The organism is Haloferax larsenii (genome assembly GCF_024730625.1).
GTDB lineage: Archaea > Halobacteriota > Halobacteria > Halobacteriales > Haloferacaceae > Haloferax > Haloferax larsenii.
Window position 1 is genome coordinate 760,364 of the sequence record NZ_CP078063.1, and the last position, 14,858, is coordinate 775,221.

The 14,858-nt window shown below is 64.1% G+C and carries 13 protein-coding genes; 8 read left to right on the forward strand and 5 right to left on the reverse strand.

Annotated elements, in window-relative coordinates:
• Positions 1 to 39 precede the first annotated feature (39 nt).
• Genes cobN through KU306_RS04005 form a run of 4 tightly spaced genes read left to right on the forward strand, consistent with a single transcriptional unit; the run spans position 40 to position 6,625 of the window.
• Positions 40 to 3,855: a cobaltochelatase subunit CobN gene (cobN, locus tag KU306_RS03990; protein WP_258302951.1), complete on the forward strand. Its 3,816-nt coding sequence runs from the start codon at positions 40 to 42 to the stop codon at positions 3,853 to 3,855.
• Positions 3,848 to 4,528 carry a precorrin-8X methylmutase gene (locus KU306_RS03995; protein ID WP_258302952.1) on the forward strand — a complete coding sequence of 227 codons (681 nt, stop codon included), beginning with the start codon at positions 3,848 to 3,850 and terminating at the stop codon, positions 4,526 to 4,528. The genes cobN and KU306_RS03995 overlap by 8 nt, the downstream gene beginning before the upstream one ends.
• Positions 4,521 to 5,333 carry a cobalt-precorrin-7 (C(5))-methyltransferase gene (locus KU306_RS04000; protein ID WP_007540795.1) on the forward strand — a complete coding sequence of 271 codons (813 nt, stop codon included), beginning with the start codon at positions 4,521 to 4,523 and terminating at the stop codon, positions 5,331 to 5,333. The genes KU306_RS03995 and KU306_RS04000 overlap by 8 nt, the downstream gene beginning before the upstream one ends.
• Entirely contained in the window at positions 5,330 to 6,625 is a 1,296-nt protein-coding gene (locus tag KU306_RS04005) for a cobyrinic acid a,c-diamide synthase (protein WP_258302953.1), read from the forward strand. The genes KU306_RS04000 and KU306_RS04005 overlap by 4 nt, the downstream gene beginning before the upstream one ends.
• A gap of 36 nt (positions 6,626 to 6,661) precedes the next feature.
• Here KU306_RS04005 and KU306_RS04010 read toward each other — a convergent pair whose 3' ends face one another.
• Positions 6,662 to 7,021 (reverse strand): DUF7344 domain-containing protein, encoded by a 360-nt coding sequence (locus KU306_RS04010; protein ID WP_007540776.1) that lies wholly within the window; start codon positions 7,019 to 7,021, stop codon positions 6,662 to 6,664.
• A 167-nt stretch (positions 7,022 to 7,188) separates the two neighbouring features.
• Between KU306_RS04010 and KU306_RS04015 the strand changes: the two genes are divergently transcribed.
• The 3 genes from KU306_RS04015 (at position 7,189) to KU306_RS04025 (ending at position 10,394) form a co-directional block, all read left to right on the forward strand.
• Complete coding sequence (locus KU306_RS04015; RefSeq protein WP_258302954.1) at positions 7,189 to 8,025, forward strand: TrmB family transcriptional regulator; 837 nt, start codon at positions 7,189 to 7,191, stop codon at positions 8,023 to 8,025.
• A gap of 142 nt (positions 8,026 to 8,167) precedes the next feature.
• On the forward strand, positions 8,168 to 9,412 hold the full coding sequence (locus tag KU306_RS04020; RefSeq protein WP_258302955.1) for an ABC transporter substrate-binding protein: 1,245 nt from the start codon (positions 8,168 to 8,170) through the stop codon (positions 9,410 to 9,412).
• Between the two features lie 55 nt (positions 9,413 to 9,467).
• Positions 9,468 to 10,394 (forward strand): DUF7551 domain-containing protein, encoded by a 927-nt coding sequence (locus KU306_RS04025; protein WP_007540768.1) that lies wholly within the window; start codon positions 9,468 to 9,470, stop codon positions 10,392 to 10,394.
• Between the two features lie 554 nt (positions 10,395 to 10,948).
• Here the strand turns inward: KU306_RS04025 and KU306_RS04030 are convergent.
• Together KU306_RS04030 and KU306_RS04035 are read right to left on the reverse strand one after the other, a co-directional pair.
• Positions 10,949 to 11,857: a transcription initiation factor IIB gene (locus tag KU306_RS04030; protein WP_241429816.1), complete on the reverse strand. Its 909-nt coding sequence runs from the start codon at positions 11,855 to 11,857 to the stop codon at positions 10,949 to 10,951.
• A gap of 179 nt (positions 11,858 to 12,036) precedes the next feature.
• Entirely contained in the window at positions 12,037 to 12,828 is a 792-nt protein-coding gene (locus KU306_RS04035; RefSeq protein ID WP_258302956.1) for an alpha/beta fold hydrolase, read from the reverse strand.
• A 138-nt stretch (positions 12,829 to 12,966) separates the two neighbouring features.
• On the opposite strand from KU306_RS04035, the gene KU306_RS04040 reads away from it, so the two are divergent.
• Positions 12,967 to 13,653 (forward strand): helix-turn-helix domain-containing protein, encoded by a 687-nt coding sequence (locus tag KU306_RS04040; RefSeq protein ID WP_258302957.1) that lies wholly within the window; start codon positions 12,967 to 12,969, stop codon positions 13,651 to 13,653.
• Positions 13,654 to 13,668: 15 nt separating this feature from the next.
• Here KU306_RS04040 and KU306_RS04045 read toward each other — a convergent pair whose 3' ends face one another.
• Both KU306_RS04045 and KU306_RS04050 read right to left on the reverse strand, forming a co-directional pair.
• Positions 13,669 to 13,974, reverse strand: coding sequence for an SUI1 family translation initiation factor (locus KU306_RS04045; protein ID WP_007540760.1), 306 nt, complete (start codon positions 13,972 to 13,974; stop codon positions 13,669 to 13,671).
• A gap of 69 nt (positions 13,975 to 14,043) precedes the next feature.
• Positions 14,044 to 14,817, reverse strand: coding sequence for a helix-turn-helix domain-containing protein (locus KU306_RS04050; protein WP_007540758.1), 774 nt, complete (start codon positions 14,815 to 14,817; stop codon positions 14,044 to 14,046).
• Positions 14,818 to 14,858 lie beyond the last annotated feature (41 nt).

The following is a 14,858-nucleotide window of genomic DNA, read 5'->3' on the forward strand; positions in this document are numbered from 1 at the left end:
AAACCTTACTTGTAGTAGGGCAATAATGCTTTACTAAGAATGCCAACAATCGGCTTGTACACGGCGACCGAAAACGAGTTGGGTGCGGTCCAACAGGCCGCCCAGCGACTGGACGGACTCGACCTCGTCGTCCGGTCTTCGAGCGACCTCGACGACGTGACCGACGTGGACGCGTTCGTCGACGAAGTCGAGTCGGCGACGGCGGTCGTGCTCTGGTTGCACGGGTCCGAAGACAGCATGCCCGGCTACGACCACGCCGTCGAGCGACTGGCCGAGGCGGGCGTCCCACTCGTCGTCAAATCGACCGGCGACGCCTTCGCCCTCCAGGATACGACCGTCGCCGAGGAAGACCGCGACCGAGCCTACGACTACCTCGAACGCGGCGGTGTGGTGAACATCGAGAACCTCTGTCGGTTCCTCGCCACCGAGTACGACGACTTCGACGCGGCACCAGACGACCCGGTCGAACTGCCGACTGAAGGCGTCTACCACCCGGACTACCCTGGCGTCGAGTACGAGGAACTACTCGACACTCACGACGACGACAAGCCGACGATTGGTCTGTGGTTCTACGAGTCCCACTGGACGCACGCGAACACCCGGTACGTCGACGCGATGGTCGAACGACTGGAATCGCTCGGCGCCAACGTCCTCCCGGCGTTCTGTAACCCCGCCACCGACGAGGATGGACAGGAGAACGCCGAGTGGGTCGCGCGAAACTGGTTCTCCGACGACGATGGCCCGCTCGTCGATGCCGTCGTCAGTTCGTTCATGTTCTCGCTGTCGATGAGCGAGCGCGGCCGAAGCGCGTCCGACGAAGGCGACGGCGCTGAAGACGTGTTCCTCACGGAACTCGGCGTCCCCGTGTTGCAGGCGATGACGACGATGCGGTCGCGCTCGCGGTACGAAGCCAGCGACACCGGCGTGATGGGCTTCGAACTCGCGCTGTCGGTCGCCCTGCCGGAGTTCGACGGCAACGTCATCACCCACCCGATTAGCGGAAAGGAGCGAATGGAAGACGAGGCGGGCGTCGGTAGCGCGCCGAAACAGCACTTCCCTATCGAGGACCGCGTCGACCACGTCGCCCGACTCGCAGTCAACTGGGCGAACCTTCGACACCTCTCGAACGACGAGAAGAACGTCGCCGTCGTCCTCCACAACTACCCGCCGAGCGACGACGGCATCGGCACGGCCTTCGGGATGGACAGCCCGGCGAGTACGGTCAATCTCCTGTCCGAACTGCGGGAGCGCGGCTATTCCGTGGGTGACGTGCCGACCGATGGGCAGGCGCTCATCGAGGAACTCACGTCGCAACTCACTCTCGACGACCGCTGGGTCGCGCCCGAGGACGTTCGGGACCTGAGTGTCGACGTGGTTTCTCCCGACCAGTACGGCGAGTGGTTCGAGGAGACCGACGAGCGCTTCCAAGACAACCTCGTCGAAGAGTGGGGCGAACCGCCGGAGCGACCCTTCGCCATTCCGGGCGTCGAGTTCGAGAACGTCCTCGTGACGGTCCAACCGCCGCGCGGCTTCGGAATGGACCCCTCGAAGGTGTACCACGATTCGGACCTTCAGCCACCCCACGACTACCTCGCGTTCTACGGCTGGCTTCGAAACGAGTTCGAGGCCGACGCCGTCGTCCACCTCGGCACCCACGGGAGTCTCGAATGGCTGCCCGGCAAGACGGTCGGCCTGAACGGCGAGAGCGCCCCGGACCAGTTGGTCGGCGACCTCCCGAACGTCTACCCGTACATCATCAACAACCCCGGCGAGGGGACGCAGGCCAAGCGCCGCTCGTACGCGGCCATCGTCGATTACCTGACGCCCGTCATGCGGACCGCAGGCACCTACGACGACCTCGCCGACCTCGAAGAACTCGCCCGCGAGTACCGCGAGGCGGGCATGGACGAGGCGCGACCCGACCGCGGCGACCACCTCCGCGAACTCGTCGTGGAAGCGGTCGACGAACTGGACCTCGCGGTCGAACTCGGGTTCGATGACGCCGACGATATCGGTGCAAAAGACGACTTCGACGACCTCGTCGAGCGCATCCACGAGTACCTGACCGACGTGAAGACGACCCAGATTCGGCTGGGGCTGCACACGATGAGCGAACCCCCGGAGAACGACCGTCTCGTGGAGTACCTCGTCGCCCTCACGCGACTGCCGAACGCCGACACGCCGAGTCTCCGGGCGAGCGTCGCGGGCGTCATGGGCGTCGATTACGACCAGATGCGAGACGAACCGGGGACCTACGACGAGGACCTCGGGATGTACCTCTCGGAGGCGGCCGACCACGTCTACGACCAGTGTGTCGAACTGGTCGAAACCCTCGCGGAACACGACTTCGACGTGCCCGAATCGGAGGTCGACGCCGACACCGACGACGAGGTGAACATGAACCTGCTCGTGGTCGATATCGACCAACTCGGCGACGCGCGAGCGAAGCGCGGCGCGCACGACGACCTCCGCGAGGTGTTGGCGTTCATCTGCGAGGAGGCCGCCCCGCGAATCGCCGCCGCGGAAGACGAAATTCCGCAGACTGCGAACGCGCTCGACGGCGAATACGTCCAACCGGGCGGCTCCGGCGCACCGACTCGTGGCGGCGTGGACTTGCTCCCGACAGGCCGGAACTTCTACACGCTCGACCCCCGGAAGGTGCCCGCCAAACCGGCGTGGGAAGTGGGCAGTCGCGTCGCTGACGGCGTGCTCGAACGCCACCACGACGACCACGACGAGTATCCAGAAGAGTTCGGCGTCGTCGCGTGGGGGACGCCGACGGTTCGAACCCGCGGCGAGACCATCGCACAGGTGCTCGCGTTCATGGGCGTCGAACCGGTCTGGACCGACGCGGGCCGCATCGACGATGTGGAGCCGATTCCGCTCGACGAACTCGGTCGCCCGCGAATCGACGTGACGACCCGCGTTTCGGGACTCTTCCGCGACGCCTTCCCGCAGGCCGCGAGCGTCATCAACGACGCCGTGGACGCGGTCGTCGAACTCGACGAACCGCACGAGATGAACTACGTCAAGAAGCACGTCGAGGAGGAAGCCGAGGAGTTGGAAGACGATGGCTTCGACGCGGACGAGGCCGAGAAACTGGCCAAGCATCGCGTCTTCACGACCACGCCCGGCGGGTACGGCGCGGGGACGAACAAGGCGGTCGACGAAGGCAACTGGGACGACAGAAGCGACCTCGCGGACGTGTACGTCCAATGGGGCGGCTACGCTCTCGGGAGTCGCGGCCGCGTGACCGAAGCCCACGAAGCGTTCGAACGACGCCTGAGCGGGGTGGAAGCGACGGTGAAAATCGAAGACACCGCCGAGCAAGACGAGTTCGACTCGTCGGACTGGTACGCCTTCCACGGCGGGTTCGTCTCCGCCGTCGGCGAGATTTCCGGCAGCGACCCGACCTCGTACGTCGGCGACTCCAGCGACCCGGACAACCCGCAAATCTACACCAACGAGGAGAAGGTCCGCAAGACGATGCGGGCGCGCGTCCTCAACCCCGATTGGCTCGACAGCATGGAAGAACACGGCTACAAGGGCGCGGGCGACCTCTCGACGACGGTCGATGTCGCGCTCGGTTGGGACGCGACGACCGGCGTCGTCAGCGACACCCTCTGGGAGAGCCTCGCCGAGGCCTACGCCTTCGACGAGGACCGACAGGAGTGGATGCGCGACGTGAACCCGTGGGCGCTCGAAAGCATCACCGAGACGTTCATCGAGGCCATCGACCGCGGTCTCTGGGACGCCGACGCCGACGTGAAAGAACAGCTACAGGACATCAACCTCTCCGTCGAGGGCGACCTCGAAGCGAACACGACCAACGCGGTGACGCAGACCAATGACTGAAAAAGAAGCCTACGCGGACCTCGGTGCAACGACGCAGGAAGCGATGGATATCGCGGAGACGAGCATGGACATCGTCCGGACGTTCGTCCCCGACGAGACGCTGAACGACCGACTGCGGCAGAAGGCGGTCCACTCGACCGGCGACATCGAGTTCCAGCATCTCATTCGCTGTCAGAACAACCCGGTCGTCGCTGGCGCGCGTGCCGTCCTCGACGAACAGCCAATCGTGACAGACATCACGATGGCGAAAGCCGGAATCACCGGCCGCGGCCACGACTGCCCGGTGCAGAAGGCCATCGGCAACGGTGCCGAACTCGCCGCCAAAACGGGCATGACCCGGACCGCGGCCGCGGTGCTCGAACTCGACAAACAGGGCGTCTACGAGGGCGCGATTGCGGTCGTCGGCAACGCACCGACCGCCGCGTTGGCGCTCTGCGACTGCATCGAAGACGGGACTCGACCGGCGGCCATCGTCGCCACCCCCGTCGGCTTCGTCAAAGCCGAGGAGAGCCGCAAGCGCATCCGCGAGATTGCCGACGAGTACGACATCCCCGCCGTGACGAACGTCGGAAAGCGAGGGGGAAGCGGCCTCGCGGCGGCCCTGACGAACGAACTGATTCACGTCGCAAGCGACGCACGTGACGGCGAGGTGGACCTGACCGCTCATGAGTGAGGACGACTCGTACGAGAGTGAGGACGACCCGTACGACCTCGATTCGGGACCGGACCCAGCGACGTTTGCGGCTGCCGAACCCGAACCACCCATCGAGGAGGCTGACAATCCGGTCTACGGCGTCGGCATCGGACCCGGGAACCTGGAGTATCTGACGCCGCGTGGCCTGCGAGCCATTCAGGAAGCGGATGTCGTCGTCGGCTTCCAGACGGTCGTCGAGTTCGTCGCCGACGAGACCGACGCCGACCTGCTCACCTGCGGCTACGCCGACGAAGCCGAAGCCCTGAGCGAGTTCGCCGAGCGCGTCGCGGCCGGTGAGCGCGGGACCGCGGTGCTGATGGGCGACCCGAACCACTCGGGCTATCAGTTCCTCGGGAAGGTCCAGCAGGTCGTCGAGCGACCCGTGAAGGCGATTCCGGGTATCTCCTCGCTCCAAATCGCCGCGAGTCGCGCGCGAACGCCGATGGAGGACACCCGATTCGTCACGCTCCACAAGAGCGGGTCGCTCGATGCCGACCTCGACCGACTGGCCGAAGTCGTCGGCGAGCGACACCTCCTCGTGTTGCCGCGGCCGTTCGACCTGATGCCGGGCGACATCGCCGAGTTCCTGCTCGACTCCGGTGCTGACGAGTCGCTGGAAGCGCTCGTCCTCGAACGACTGACCCACGACGGCGAACACATCACGCGAACCACGCTCGGCGAACTCAGTGAGTCCGCAGGCGGGAGCGGTCCCGAATCGACGCCGTACTCGGACCTGTCCGTACTTGCGGTTCGCGCGCCTATCGCGGAGGAAGAACGAGCATGAAGGGGTTCGTCCTCGGCGGCACGAGTTCCGGCGTCGGAAAGACAGTCGCGACGCTGGCTATCGTGAAGGCGCTCCAAGACGCAGGGTACAGTGTCCAGCCCGCGAAGGCCGGACCCGACTTCATCGACCCGAGTCACCACGAGCAGGTCGCCGGACGACCGTCGCGGACGCTCGACCTGTGGCTCGAAGGCGACGACGGCGTCCGCCGGAACTACTACCGCGGCGAGGGAGACATCTGCGTCGTCGAGGGCGTGATGGGGCTGTACGACGGCGATGGCTCCAGCACCGCGATGGTCGCCGAAGCACTCGACATCCCAGTCGTGTTGGTCGTCGATGCCAAAGCCGGGATGGAAAGCGTCGCGGCCACTGCACACGGCTTCCGTGAATACGCCGAGCACGCCGGCCGCGACATCGACGTCGCCGGAATCGTCGCCCAGCGAGCACACGGCGGCCGTCACGAAGACGGAATCAAAGACGCCCTTCCGCCGGGTATCGACTACTTCGGTCGCATTCCGCCGCGGTCGAACCTCGAAATTCCGGACCGACATCTGGGGCTTCACATGGGCGACGAGTCGCCACTGGACGAGGAGGCGCTGTCGGAGGCTGCCGAGTTCCTTCGGCCCGAGCAGTTGGTCGATGCCGCGCGAGCGCCGCCGCAACCAGCCTCCGAGGAGCCGCCCGAAAAGACCGGCGCACGGGTCGCACTCGCCCGCGACGAAGCGTTCTGCTTCGCCTACCCAGCGAGTGTCGAACGCCTCCGAGAGCGGGCCGACGTGGTGACGTTCTCGCCCGTCGCGGGCGACCCACTTCCAGAGTGCGACGGCGTCTACCTCCCCGGCGGCTATCCGGAACTCCACGGCCCCGAGCTGGAACAGAGCCCCGCACTCGACGACATCGCCACCCGCGCCGCCGGCGGCCTGCCCGTATTTGGCGAGTGCGGCGGACTGATGGCGCTCACCGAGTCGCTGACGACTGACGACGAAACCTACGAGATGGCCGGCGTACTCCCGGCGTCCGTGACGATGTGCGACCGCTATCAGGCGCTCGACCACGTGGAACTGCAGGCGAAGACGGACACGCTCACCGCGAGTCAGAGTGGTCGACTCCGCGGCCACGAGTTCCACTACTCCAGTGCAGACGTCGACTCGGACGCGCGGTTCGCCTTCGACGTCGTCAGAGGAAGCGGCATTCAGGACAGTTCAGACGGCCTCTTCGAGTACCAGACGCTCGGTACCTACTGCCACGTTCACGCAGAAAGCGGCGCGTTCGACACGTTCGTCGAGCGTCTGTAGCCGCTCTTCCAGACCGTCTCGGCGGCGTTCTCCGACTCACGCCAGCGCGTCACGCATCGCGTCGAGTTCGGATTCGACGTCCGATACCGACTCTCCGACATCCGAGATAGAAGACTCGAACGTCACGAGTTGAAGCGAAGGGTCGTATTCGACGAGTCCCGCCCTGTCGAGTTTCGGGAGGTGGACGTGGTGCAGCACGACGACGAGTTCCTCGTCGACGAGACCGCGGTGCGATGGGTCGCGCTGCGAAAGCGCTCCCGCGAGGCCGAAGAGAGTGACTGGACTAGTTTGGGAGCCGAGTTCGGCGATGATTGCTCGGCGACGGTGGTCGCCGAGGATATCGAATAGCTCGTCGGTAGATGCAGGAGAGCGCTCGGCAGACCCGATCGTACTCATGCACGTCTCAACGAACGTCAGATAGATAAAGAAACACTAGAACTCAGATCAAAACAACACTGTGTTTTGGTCTCAAGTGCCAGATTTTCACGAATCTATACGTATTAAGCAACTCTCGTTTAATTTAGTCCAACTGTTTTGAATATCCGATGACTCCTACTATTCTCATGGTTTCCTTCGACCGAGAGCGAACGGAAGATAGGGCAATCGAGCTTATGACAGAACTCTCTCTGACCGAGTACGAGGCCCGCACGTTCGTTGGCTTGCTTCGACTCGGCCGAGGGAGCGCGAAAGAAGTAAGCGACACGGTCGAAGTCCCTCGGTCGCGGGTGTACGACGCGGTGGAGTCACTCCACGAGATGGGGCTGGTGGACATCCGCTACGGGACGCCGAAGCAGTTCATTCCCGTCTCCCGCGAGACGACGGTCCGGAAGTTCGAGGTGAAGTACGAAGACCTGACCGAGGAGCTTTCGACGACGTTGGAACGGCTGAATCCCACGGGAACGATGACCGAACAGATTGGCGTCTGGACGGTCACCGGAACGGAGAACATCGACCGACGTATCGCTGAGTTCGTCGCCGACGCGAACGCCGAAATCGTGTTCATGACCGACGCCTCACTGTTGTCGACTGACATCGTCGAGTCGCTCACCGCTGCCGAAAACCGTGGTGCAGACGTTCATCTCGTCAGCGTTGCGGACGAGACCGAAGACGTGGAGACCGTCCCGTCAGAGACGGGTGTGGTCGAAACGCTCTGGGCGTGGACGGATTCACACGTCTCCCGCTTGCTGCTCGTCAACGACGAAGTCACACTCGTGAGCGTCGAGCGTCCGGTCGACGACACGGAGACCATCGAGGTCGCAATCTGGGGCCGCGGGACGAAGAACAACCTCGTGGTCGTCCTCCGGACGATATTCGCCGTCCAGTTCGGAGAAGACCGAGACGCGGTCGAATTGGACACGGACCTGCTCGAAACGACCGACGGGCCAGACCTCGACGAGTGAACGACACCGAGGAGAAGGGCGTGAATCAATCCACAACACATCGGGCAGACGCATCCATTCGAGACTGAATCGCGCAACCCACACTATTTTGGTCTGCCTAAAAATCGAAGAAGGTAAATTGGTTTAGGTTAGCCTAAACAATATGCAGAGAGAAAATGCAGGTGAGAGCGGCCCGACGCGCCGCGAGTATCTGGCATATGCTGGTGTCGTTGGTAGCGGGTTGCTCGCTGGCTGCACAGCGAGCGGCGACGGCGATTCGACCGAGACAGAGACGTCCGAAACGGCCGCGACGACGAGCCAGCCCGAGACGGTGACGGAAACCGCCGAACCGGAGTCGGGGTACTCGGTGTCGATGTCTCCTGTGGGTGACGTGGAGTTCGAGTCACCACCCGAGGATGCGATGGTCATCTTCTCCCACTACGCGGACATGGCCGTCGCACTGGGTAAGGCAGACACCGTCAATTCGCTCTACGCACCCAGCTTCGCAGGCCCGGCACTGGACACGTTCTACAGCCGGCTCGACGGCGTTTCGCTAGAGTGGGAGGGCCTTCCGGACCCGCTTTCGAACGGCGTCGACAAGGAGATGCTGTACGAACTCGACAGCGACGTTCACTTCATCGACCCGTCGTACGTCGTCAAAAACCAGGACAAGTGGAACACCGACGACGTTGCGGAAATTGCCGAAAACGTCGCCCCGTGGTTCGGGAACTACCACAGCGGACTCCACGACGAGCCCGTCTCGGCCTACGCCGACGACTACCAGTATTACTCTCTCTGGGACCTGTTCGAGAAGGTCGCCGCAGTCTACCAAGAACAGGAGCGCTACGAGGCGCTGCGGGCGGTCTACGACGACATGCTGCGCGACATCGAATCGTCGCTCCCGCCCGAATCGGAGCGTCCGACGGCTGCTCGGGTCACGCTCATCAACGGTACGTTCTATGCGTACAAGCTGAACGCGCCGGGATTCTGGCACGCGGACACGCGACCGCTCGGTGCGACCGACGCCTTCGCCGACGTCGAGTGGGAGGGTACGTGGGGCATGTTCGACTACGAGACCATGCTCGAAACCGACCCCGACGTCATCCTGCATCTCTGGGGTATGTCGCCGGGCTACTACATCGACGACATCCGCGAGGAGGTCGCAAACGACCCGGTCGGCAGCCAACTCTCTGCGATTCAGAACGACCGTTTCTTCGCCGGTGGCGTCCGCTTCCAGGGCCCACTCACGAACCTGTTCCAACTCGAACTGACCGCGAAACAGCTCTATCCCGAGCAGTTCGGCGAGTGGCCAGGCTACTCGCCCGGAGAGCCGTACCCGGAGATTCCCGAAGCAGAACAGTTGTTCGACCGCCAGCGCGTCGCAGACATCGTCAACGGAGACCTGTAACGCGAGCCGAACACCGCCAGCAACGCACACCAAGAACCCTACTGTCCCCCATCCAATGTTTGGAACAACACTCGTCGAAATTCGGAACCACATCGAAGAACTCGCCACGGACGACGGCAGCTACGTCATCGTCTGCGGGCGGACAGGTGAACAGCCCGTTCCGACTACCGGACTCACCTTCGAGGACCGAACGACCGCCGAAAACGCCGTTCGGGCCGCGACGCAGTACCGGTCCGCACTCCGGCGATACGACCCCCGCGTGCCGTACTACGACCTGATTGTGTCGCAAAGCGACGATGCCCGCATGGCGTCGGCTCGACCCAGCGGGGCGTGGGGAACCGGAACCGAACAGGAACGTGGGGCACCGGTCTTCGAAACCGAGGCTGACGGCGGACAGCAAACCGAACGCATCGAGTTCTGCCACCGCGTCGCCTCCTCGGTGTTCGAAGCGCTCAGCGATACCGGGCACCGGGCCGTCGAGACGGCGGTCATGGACGCCTACTTCGAACTCGCGGAGACGACGTCGAGTCCCGACGAACTCTGTCTGCGACTGCTCGAAAGCATGGCAACGGAGTTGCACTACCGGCTGGAGTCGTCCGAGCAGGCCGCGGTACTCGCCCGCGCCTCGGAACGTCTTCCCTCCCGACCCGGCGCAGATGGCTCGGTCGAAGCGACGTTAGACGAGATGCAGCGACTCGGGCTCATCGGCTCGTACACCTGCTCGCAGTGGTCGCCGAACCCAGAGGACGGCACGAAGTCGGTCGAAATCACCTTCGGCGAGTACGCGCTCTCGGAACGGGAAGGTCGGCTGCCGGTCCTCCCGGTCATACTCGACCTCTACCGGCGGCGCGGGGCGTCGAAGCCGGTCTCGCTGCACGTCACTCGCGAGGGCGACGACTGGCACGGGAAACTGGCAGTGTCGAGTGAATCGAAGGGGGTCGGTCTGGCGAGCGTGCCGATTCACTCGAAGATGACCGGGTAGTTCGGCTCTGTTCGGGGAAGGGACTGACGCCGTCGCTGGGGACGACGGGGAACGCGCGCCGTGACAGTTGGGATTGGGACATACCAACCGAGTTTGCAAGGAGGCCTCACTCGTTTTTGAACACGAACAGTGACATCCGAACACGTTCGAACGAGTGAGTCTCACGCCCGAGCAGACGCGGAATCGACACCGTCACAGAGTCAGGGGTGGCGACAAGCCGCTCGACAAGGACTCGCGCTCTGGGGACTGGTCGTACTGGGATGGCTGGTGGTCCCCGCCGAGCATCCAGCCCAGGTTGCCGTCGTATTCAGCGGAGTGTATGCAGGGATTCTCCTCGCAGTAGCACTGTACTTCGGGTATCGAGGAGGCGAGACCGCGGCGTGTGTTCGAACGCTACTGAGCTGTCGAGTCGGTCTGGGGCGCTCGCGCTGCCAGTGTGACTCCTAACTCCCATCGAGCCGAACTCGTGAAACGCAGTGAGGTCAATCGAAGACTCGTCTGTCGAGTCCGGGAAACGGAACGCGACCGCCGAATTGGGTCCGAGAGAAGAGACGTTACGCCGTCGCGCCCGCCCGCATGCTGTGTAAGCCGTCTTCGCCGGTCGCGTCGAGCAGTTCGCGGTAGCGCTTTCGAATCGTCACCTCGCTGATGTCGGTCGCCTCGCTGACTTCGCTTTGGGTCAGTTCTTCGTCGGCGATGAGCGCACCGGCGTAGATGGCCGCGGCGGCGAGTCCGACCGGGCTCTTTCCGCTGTGGATGCTCTCTCGTTTCGCCGTCTGGAGGAGCGTCCGGGCGTATCGCTCGACTGCATCGTCGACGCCGAGTTCGGAGACGAACCGCGGGAGGTACTGCGCCGGGTCCGCCGGCCGAATGTCGAGTCCCAGTTCACGAGAGATGTAGCGGTAGGTTCGCGTGAGTTCCAATTTGTCGACGCGGGAGACGTGCCGGACTTCGTCGAGGGACCGCGGAACGCCGACCTGTCGGGCGGCGGCGTAGATGGCCGCCGTGGCGACGCCCTCGATAGAGCGACCCGGAAGCAGGCCGTCATCGAGTGCGCGGCGGTAGATGACCGACGCAGTCTCGCGGACGGTGTCCGGGAGACCGAGGGCCGAACCCATGCGCTCGACTTCGCCGAGTGCTTGCTTGAGATTCCGCTCTTTCGAGTCGCGGGTGCGATAGCGCTCGTTCCACGTGCGCAGTCGCTGCATCTTCTGGCGCTGCCGCGACGACAGGGAGTTCCCGTATGCGTCGCGGTTCTGCCAGCCGATGTTGGTCGACAGCCCGTTGTCGTGCATCAGGTTCGTCGTCGGCGACCCGACGCGGGATTTCTGGTCGCGCTCTGCGGCGTCGAACGCGCGCCACTCGGGACCGCGGTCGACGGCGCCCTCGCGGACGACTTCGCCCGTCTCGGGGTCGACCCACTCGCCGTGCTGTTCGTCGTAGACGAGGTCGTCGTCGTCCATCGCCGACTCGTCTCGCGTTCGCTCGACGTCGCGTGACTCGCTGTTTGCGGACGACTCGACACGACTCCCCGCGGAACGCCAACTGATTCGCTTCGTCTCGGACATTGAGGTACCTGTTCGTTCCGGCGTCTGGCTATTGGAATCTCGTTTGGGACATTCCAACTGGACAGTCTGCCGGGCTACGTCGTGAGGAAGGAATCGACTGCCGCGACGACGCGTTCCGGTCTCTCACTGGGGCCACTGTGGCTGACGCCGTCGAACTCGACGAGCCGACTCCGGGGAAGTACCTCGTGGACATTGCGGGCACTCTCGCGGAGGAAGTCCGGGCCGCCGGTCCCAGAGAGAACGAGAACCGGGGCGTCCACGTCGAGTCGGTCGGGGAGTCGGTACTGTTCGACGGCGCGATTCATTCGAATGACCTCCTCGACGAGACCGACACACTGGGGCCACACCGGCCAGTCGTCGAGCCACGCGTCGAGGTCGTCGATGCCGCCCGGGTGGAGCACCATCTCGATGTAGCGTTTGATAGCCTCTTCGGGGCGACCCGCCTCGACTAACTCCGCCATTCGGTCGGCGAGGTCGGCCTCGCGTCGGAAGCCCTCGGGAAGAATCGCCGGTTCGTAGGCGACGACCGCCTCGACGTCCATCTCGCTGGCTGCCTCGATAGCCGTCAGCGCGCCGAAAGAGTGCCCGAACAGGATTGGTTCGCCATCGACGGCGTCGGCGAGTGCCCGGACGTAGTCGACCTCTCGCGCCAGTACGTCGGCAGCACTCGTCTCGTCGGGGTCGTCGAGGCAGGTGCCGAAGCCCGGTCGCTGGGGGACGACCGCGGCGTAGTCGTCGAGATGCGGGAGGACTGGGTGCCAGTACTCCGTGGGAGCCATTCCCCCGTGGAGTAACAGCATCGGTTGTCCGTCGCCGTGTCGTTCGTACGCAACCTCGGTTTCGTCGAATAAGTGTGATGTCTGCATTGCACTCCGTGTTGGAGCGCACCCCGGCTAAGCCGTTCTCTCAGTGGTACGGCCGTTTAACTGGTGGCGAGAATATCGGGGGAGTGCGCCGCGATTCCGCTTCGACACGTCCATGGCTATCGAGACGGACCGGAGTCCATGGGACTCGTCGCCGAGTTCGAGATTTACTGCGATGCACTCCCGCTCACTGGGGTCGCCGCGGCGGTACCTGAAGCGACGGTGGTCCTCCAACTCCAGTTCAACCACGGCCCGCGTCCGATGTTCATCGTCACCGCGACCGACGGGACGAAAGAGGCCGTCGAACAGGCGTTCGACGATGCCCACGACGTCGCGGAGTGGTCGCTCGTCGGGACGGCCGGAGCGACGCGACGCTATCAGGCGCGGCCAGCCCTCAGTTTCGAAGCACAACTCGGAGACGCTATCGACGACCTCGGCGAACTCGAAGCGCTCGCCAGAGCCGAGGCCATCATCGAGCGAATCGAAGTCCAGAAAGATGGGTGGAAGCAGACCGGATGGTTCGCCGACCGCGAGGAGTTCGGCGCGTTCTCGTCGTTCTGGCGGCGGAACGCCGGGTTTCGACTGTGTCGTCTCACGCGCGACGGCGAGTCTGAGTCACCCGGAAACGGGATGACCGACTGCCAACAGGAGGCGCTTCGAATCGCCTACGAACGCGGCTACTTCGAAATCCCGCGCCGAACGTCGCTCGAAGAAATCGCTTCGGAACTCGGTATCTCTCCCTCGTCGGCGTCCGAGCGACTCAGGCGAGCGCAAACGCAACTCGTCGAAGAGACGGTCGCACCGACGTGGCCGCCGCTTCCCGACTAAGCTACGGGCGAGTGCTTAGGTCTCGACGTCGAACCCTTCGTCGCGGAGAGCGGCTTCGAGGCGCGGTCCGTGTTCTCCTTGAAGTTCGATAGCGCCGTCGTCCGAAACCGTTCCGCCGACCGCGAGGTGACGTTTTAGCGTCGACGCGAGCGACGCGAGTTCGTCCGCCGGGAGGTCGAGTCCGGCGACGATAGTGACGGGCTTCCCGTACCGGCGGGTGTCGACGCGAATCGAGGCGCGCTGGTTCGACCGGGCGAGGTCGTCTTCGATTCCGAGGTCGTCCGGCAAGCCGGTGATGTCGCTGAATGTGTCCTTTGCCACACTTCCCTAGAGGAGATTAGAGCCGATGACACCTCGTTTGGAATGTACCAATTCAGGGGTGGAGAGCGACTAGGCACTGAGTTCGAGTTCGGCGGGGTCGATGCGGTCTTCGACTTCGGTCCCGAGCGCGTCGGAGACGAACTGCTGGGCTAGCCACGCCTCGGCGCGCGTCAGGCGGTACTGGAGCGTCGAGTTCGGCACGTCGAGTTCGTTCGAAATCTCTTGGACGGTGTGGCGTCGCGGCGTCTCGTAGTACCCGTATTCGACCGCCGCTTCGAGGGCGGCCTGTTGCTCCGGCGGGAGGCCGTCCGAACCGACGCCCGCCTCGAGCCAGCACTCGGGTTCGCTGATGCGCTGGACGCTAAGCGAGAGGTCGTCGCTCAGCGCGTCGTGGACCTCCTCGTAAATCTCGCCGACGGTGTCGTCGTCGTCGATGAGGAGTCGCCACTGATACTGGTTGCCCCGACGCTCGGCTTGCATCAGAAGGCCATCGCCGATGTGCTTCGCCGCGATGTGCGGAATCGAGTGGACGCCGTCGCCCTCCTCGCGGAAGGAGTAGACGATTCGCTTGTCGGGAGTGCGAGAGAGGACTTCGAAATCCCACTCGACGACCGGCGCACCACACATTCCCTTGACGCCGTCGCAGTGAGTGACGTATTCGGTGATGTCGTCGAACTGTTCGAGGACGTCAGTCGGTCCCGTAAGCCGGTCGAGGCGCCACATCGACTCGCTGGTCGCGTGGATGGCCATCGTCTTCGAGTGCAACCCCGGATTCTCGATGAAGAGGTCCATCAACTCGTCGACGCCCTCCTCGTATTCGATAGTAAAGACGAACTCGCGCATGTCCCTGCAGTTTACGTCTCCACCCCTATAGCCTTGGTTGG

Bases quoted from the DNA above. Each gene is read 5' to 3' on its own strand.
- cobN (WP_258302951.1), top strand. From the start codon at position 40: ATGCCAACAATCGGCTTGTACACGGCGACCGAAAACGAGTTGGGTGCG.
- KU306_RS03995 (WP_258302952.1), top strand. From the start codon at position 3,848: ATGACTGAAAAAGAAGCCTACGCGGACCTCGGTGCAACGACGCAGGAA.
- KU306_RS04000 (WP_007540795.1), top strand. From the start codon at position 4,521: ATGAGTGAGGACGACTCGTACGAGAGTGAGGACGACCCGTACGACCTC.
- KU306_RS04005 (WP_258302953.1), top strand. From the start codon at position 5,330: ATGAAGGGGTTCGTCCTCGGCGGCACGAGTTCCGGCGTCGGAAAGACA.
- KU306_RS04010 (WP_007540776.1), bottom strand. From the start codon at position 7,021: ATGAGTACGATCGGGTCTGCCGAGCGCTCTCCTGCATCTACCGACGAG.
- KU306_RS04015 (WP_258302954.1), top strand. From the start codon at position 7,189: ATGGTTTCCTTCGACCGAGAGCGAACGGAAGATAGGGCAATCGAGCTT.
- KU306_RS04020 (WP_258302955.1), top strand. From the start codon at position 8,168: ATGCAGAGAGAAAATGCAGGTGAGAGCGGCCCGACGCGCCGCGAGTAT.
- KU306_RS04025 (WP_007540768.1), top strand. From the start codon at position 9,468: ATGTTTGGAACAACACTCGTCGAAATTCGGAACCACATCGAAGAACTC.
- KU306_RS04030 (WP_241429816.1), bottom strand. From the start codon at position 11,857: ATGGACGACGACGACCTCGTCTACGACGAACAGCACGGCGAGTGGGTC.
- KU306_RS04035 (WP_258302956.1), bottom strand. From the start codon at position 12,828: ATGCAGACATCACACTTATTCGACGAAACCGAGGTTGCGTACGAACGA.
- KU306_RS04040 (WP_258302957.1), top strand. From the start codon at position 12,967: ATGGGACTCGTCGCCGAGTTCGAGATTTACTGCGATGCACTCCCGCTC.
- KU306_RS04050 (WP_007540758.1), bottom strand. From the start codon at position 14,817: ATGCGCGAGTTCGTCTTTACTATCGAATACGAGGAGGGCGTCGACGAG.